At 63.3% G+C, this 3942-nt stretch carries 5 protein-coding genes; all 5 read right to left on the bottom strand.

From position 1 onward, the window contains the following. Nucleotides 1-638, bottom strand: a 638-nt coding sequence (gene ftsA, locus HF921_RS08085; protein WP_064219807.1) for a cell division protein FtsA, incomplete at its 3' end; no start/stop codon positions are given. A gap of 30 nt (nt 639-668) precedes the next feature. Next, nucleotides 669-1514, bottom strand: a complete 846-nt coding sequence (locus HF921_RS08080; protein ID WP_215861681.1) for a cell division protein FtsQ/DivIB — start codon at nt 1512-1514, stop codon at nt 669-671. Continuing rightward, nucleotides 1507-2433, bottom strand: coding sequence for a D-alanine--D-alanine ligase (locus HF921_RS08075; protein WP_215893641.1), 927 nt, complete (start codon nt 2431-2433; stop codon nt 1507-1509). The genes HF921_RS08080 and HF921_RS08075 overlap by 8 nt, the downstream gene beginning before the upstream one ends. Beyond that, a complete protein-coding gene (gene murB, locus HF921_RS08070) occupies nt 2426-3313 on the bottom strand; it encodes a UDP-N-acetylmuramate dehydrogenase (protein ID WP_064219804.1) in 888 nt (295 codons plus the stop codon). Before murB ends, HF921_RS08075 begins: the two co-directional genes overlap by 8 nt. Further along, on the bottom strand, nt 3310-3942 hold a 633-nt coding region (locus tag HF921_RS08065; RefSeq protein WP_319025482.1), incomplete at its 5' end, for a glutamate ligase domain-containing protein. The genes HF921_RS08065 and murB, both read right to left, overlap by 4 nt.

Genomic DNA, 3942 nt, shown 5'->3' with positions numbered 1-3942 from the left:
CCACCGCCGATGTCCACTAGGCAGACGCCCAGTTCCTTCTCATCGGCGGTGAGGACAGCGTCGGCGGAGGCGAGCTGTTCGAGGACCAGATCCTGTACCTGCAAGCCGCAGCGTTCGACACATTTGGTGATGTTTTGCGCGGCGCTGACGGCACCGGTGACGATATGCACCCGGGCCTCCAGGCGCACGCCGGACATGCCGACGGGCTCACGGACGCCTTCCTGGCTGTCAATCATGAATTCCTGGGGCAGGATATGAATGACGTTCTGATCCTGGGGAATGACGATGGCACGGGCGGCGTCCATGACCCGGCCAACGTCCTCATGGCTGACTTCCTTGTTCTTGATGGCGACGATGCCGTGGCTGTTGTAGCCGCGGATGTGGCCGCCGGCGATGCCGACCACCGCACCGTGAATCTGCACACCGGCCATCAGTTCCGCTTCCTGCACGGCGCGGGTGATGGCCTGCACGGTGGATTCGATGTCGACGACCACACCCTTTTTGAGGCCGCGGGAGGGATGTTGACCGACGCCGATGATCTCCGCCTCACGGCCGCCCCTGGACTGGGCGACGATGCAGGCGACCTTGGAGGTGCCGATGTCCAAACCGACGATGAGTTCAGGATTGCTGCGTTTCATTTCATCTTGCTCCTTCGGATCGGTGATCCGTTACTGACTGCTGATGGTGGCCGCCGTGGGCATGGCGACCGCAAAGCCGTTGGTGTAGCGCAAGTCCATGGTGGCCCCTGGCACGAGGTATTCTTTGACTTGGGGGACAATAGTCACCCACCGTGTTAAAGCGGGAAGGATGTTTTCACTGCCCAGCAGCAGGCGCACCTTATTGCTGAGAATGCAACGCCAGCCGCCGCGTTGATCTTCTTGCAAATCCAGCACCTTGACGCCCAGAGGGGTGAGGATCTGATTGAATTTGGCCATCTGTGCAATCAGCCTGGCGCCGCTATCCGCCGGTCCTTCGAGATTCGCCAGATTATCGGGGACCTGACCGGGAGGAACACTGAACACCTGACCTTGGGCATTCACCATTTGTCCGGCGCCGCCCAGCCAGCGGGCCACGGGCACTTCGGGTTTGATATCGATCTGCAAGCGATTGGGCCAGACCCTGCGGACTTCGGTATCGGCGACCCAAGGCAGTGCATCGAGGGCGTTGCGTACCTGCTTCGGGTTTACCCAGAGAAAACCCTGAGCAATGTAAGGTTTGAGGATGGTATTGACCGTGGGCAGCGGAATTCTCGCGGAGCTGCCGATAATGGTCAGGGTGCTGATGGGCATGAGTTGCGGTTCGCGCGCCCAGTTCCAGCCTATCCAGCCCCCCCAGGCGAGGGCACTGAGGCTGACGCCGCCGATCAGCATGCGACCGTAAAGTCGCCATGGGATGGGTTGGTGTGCTTTGGGTGGAGCCGCCGCTTCGGCCTTGCGTTTGGGTGGCACCTTGATAGTGGCGGCAGGCCGTTGCGGGTTCCGCCCATGACGGTAATCGCGCATGACGCTAACCATGTTTCACTCTCCTCTGCGCAGTACGCAGTATGGCGTTACATAATTCCGGGAAATCCATGCCGCTCGCTTGGGCGGCCATGGGAACCAGGCTGTGGCTGGTCATGCCGGGTACACTGTTCACTTCCAGCAGATGGGCCTGACCGCCGCTGCTGATCATGAAGTCGACCCGTCCCCAGTCGCGGCCGCCCAGTTCGGCAAAGGCCTTGAGCGCAAGTGTCTGCAATTGCTGATCCAGTGTGGCGCCGAGGCCGGAGGGCAAGAGGTAGCGGGTATCGTCGGCGAGATACTTGGCGGTGTAGTCGTAGAAGGCGCGGGGTGTTTCGATGACAATGGGCGGCAGTGCACGGCCGTCGAGGATGCCAACGGTGGCTTCGTGGCCGATGACGGCACCCTCGCAGAGGACTTCGTCTTCCATCGCAAAGGCGCACTGCAAGGCCGCATCCAGTTCTGCCGGACCCGTAACTTTGCTGACGCCAAGGCTGGAACCGCCGTGGTTCGGCTTGATGTACAGGGGCCAGCCGAAGCGGGCGCCGAGATCATGTGCATTCTCGCCGCGGCGCAGCAGGATGCCGTCGGTCACCGGTAAACCGGCTGCCCGCCAGAGCTGCTTGCAGCGCCATTTATCCATGGCGAGGGCGGAAGCGAGGACGCCGCTGCCGGTATAGGGCATGTCGAGAGTCTCCAGACAGGCCTGCAACAGGCCGTCTTCGCCTACCGCGCCATGGCAGACGTTGAAGACGATGTGCGCCTTGCTGTCTGCCACTTGCTGCTGAAGGGCGGCCGGCTGGATGTCAATGCCGACGGCATCCAGGCCCAATCCCCGCAGCGCCTGCAATACGGCGCGACCGCTGTCGAGGGAAACTTCGCGCTCGCCGGAGGGACCCCCATAAAGTACGGCTATGCGGAGCAAATCAGACATCGGCCACCTCCCCGATAACGCGCATCTCCGGCTGGAGTTCGATACCAAAGCGGCTGAGAACCTCTTGTTGCACGTTGGCCACCAGTGCTTCAATCTCCTCGGCGCGGGCAGCACCGCGGTTGATGATGAAATTGGCGTGCTGGATACTTACTTCGGCATCGCCATAGCGTATGCCCTTGAGTTCCGCCGCTTCAATGAGCCGGGCGGCATGATCGCCGGGTGGGTTGCGGAAGACGGAACCGCAGCTCGGCCATTCCAGAGGCTGGGTGGCGGCGCGGCGTTCTTGCCAGGTACGCAGGCGCTGCATGACGGTGTCGCGGTCTTCTGGGGTCAGGCGTAATCCTGCAGCGACGAAGCAGGCCGCGCCCTGACCCAGAACTTCCCGGTAACCAATCTGAAACTCGGCGCGAGACAGGCGTTGCAGTTGGCCATCGGGATGTAATACCTCGACCCATTCCACCAGGCTCCAGGTGTCGCCACCGTGGGCGCCGGCATTCATACTGAGACAGCCGCCCAGGGTGCCGGGAATGCCGGCCAGAAATTCGGCGCCGGCGAGCCCGGCTTTGGCGGCGAAATGGGCGATCTTCACTGCGCCCGCGCCCGCTCCGGCACGGACCAGACCGGACGCGTCGAGGGTGGTTTCATCCATGGTGTTGGCGAGGCAAATGACGGTGCCGCGCAGGCCGCCATCGCGCACCAGCACGTTGCTGCCCAGCCCGAGCCAGGTGAGGGGGGCGACGGCGAAACCCTGCAGGAAAGCCTGCAGATCTTCCAGCGTGCCGGGCAGGTAGAAACGATCGGCCGGACCGCCGACCCGCCAGCTGGTGTGGCGGTGCATGGGTTCTCCCAAGCGTAGACGACCCCCGATGGCGGGCATCATGCGGGATCCTCCGCGAAGACCTGGGACCATTGCGCCGCCAGACTGGCGATGCTGCCCGCGCCGAGAGTCAGCAGTACGGCCCCGGCGGGGAGTTCAGCGCGGATGTGTCGCGGCGCCGTGAGTAAATCAGGCAGGAAGCGGACAGACACCCCTTGCGCGGCCATGGCCGTAGCGAGGGCGCGGCTGCTGACGCCGGGTAAGGCCTTTTCGCCAGCACTGTAAATGTCCGTCAGGATCACCCGATCCGCCGCCGCCAGGCTGCTGACGAAATCACCGAAGAGTGCTTGCGTGCGGCTGTGGCGATGGGGCTGAAAGGCCACCACCAGCGGTCGCTCCGGCCATACGGAGCGGGCTGCGGCGATAGTGGCGGCGATTTCCCGGGGGTGATGGCCGTAATCGTCCACCACGGTGATTCCGTCGAATGTACCGACCAGCTCAAAGCGGCGGCCGACCCCACGGAAGTCGGCCAGAGCGTTGGCAATAGTGGATTCCTGTATGCCCACCTTGCTGGCGATGCCGATGGCGGCAAGGGCATTGAGGACGTTGTGGCGGCCGGGGATGCCCAGTTCTACGTCCAGCCAGTGGACATAGTCGCTGTCCACCCGCCGCCACACGGCATCGGCAGTCGC

This window comes from Acidithiobacillus ferriphilus (assembly GCF_018854775.1).
Lineage (GTDB): Bacteria > Pseudomonadota > Gammaproteobacteria > Acidithiobacillales > Acidithiobacillaceae > Acidithiobacillus > Acidithiobacillus ferriphilus.
The sequence above is the reverse complement of the archived record's forward strand: the minus strand, read 5'-3'. Positions and strand labels throughout refer to the sequence as shown.

What these genes read in the sequence shown, in the direction of transcription:
- HF921_RS08080 (WP_215861681.1), bottom strand. Translation starts at nt 1,514, where the DNA reads ATGGTTAGCGTCATGCGCGATTACCGTCATGGGCGGAACCCGCAACGG.
- HF921_RS08075 (WP_215893641.1), bottom strand. Translation starts at nt 2,433, where the DNA reads ATGTCTGATTTGCTCCGCATAGCCGTACTTTATGGGGGTCCCTCCGGC.
- murB (WP_064219804.1), bottom strand. Translation starts at nt 3,313, where the DNA reads ATGATGCCCGCCATCGGGGGTCGTCTACGCTTGGGAGAACCCATGCAC.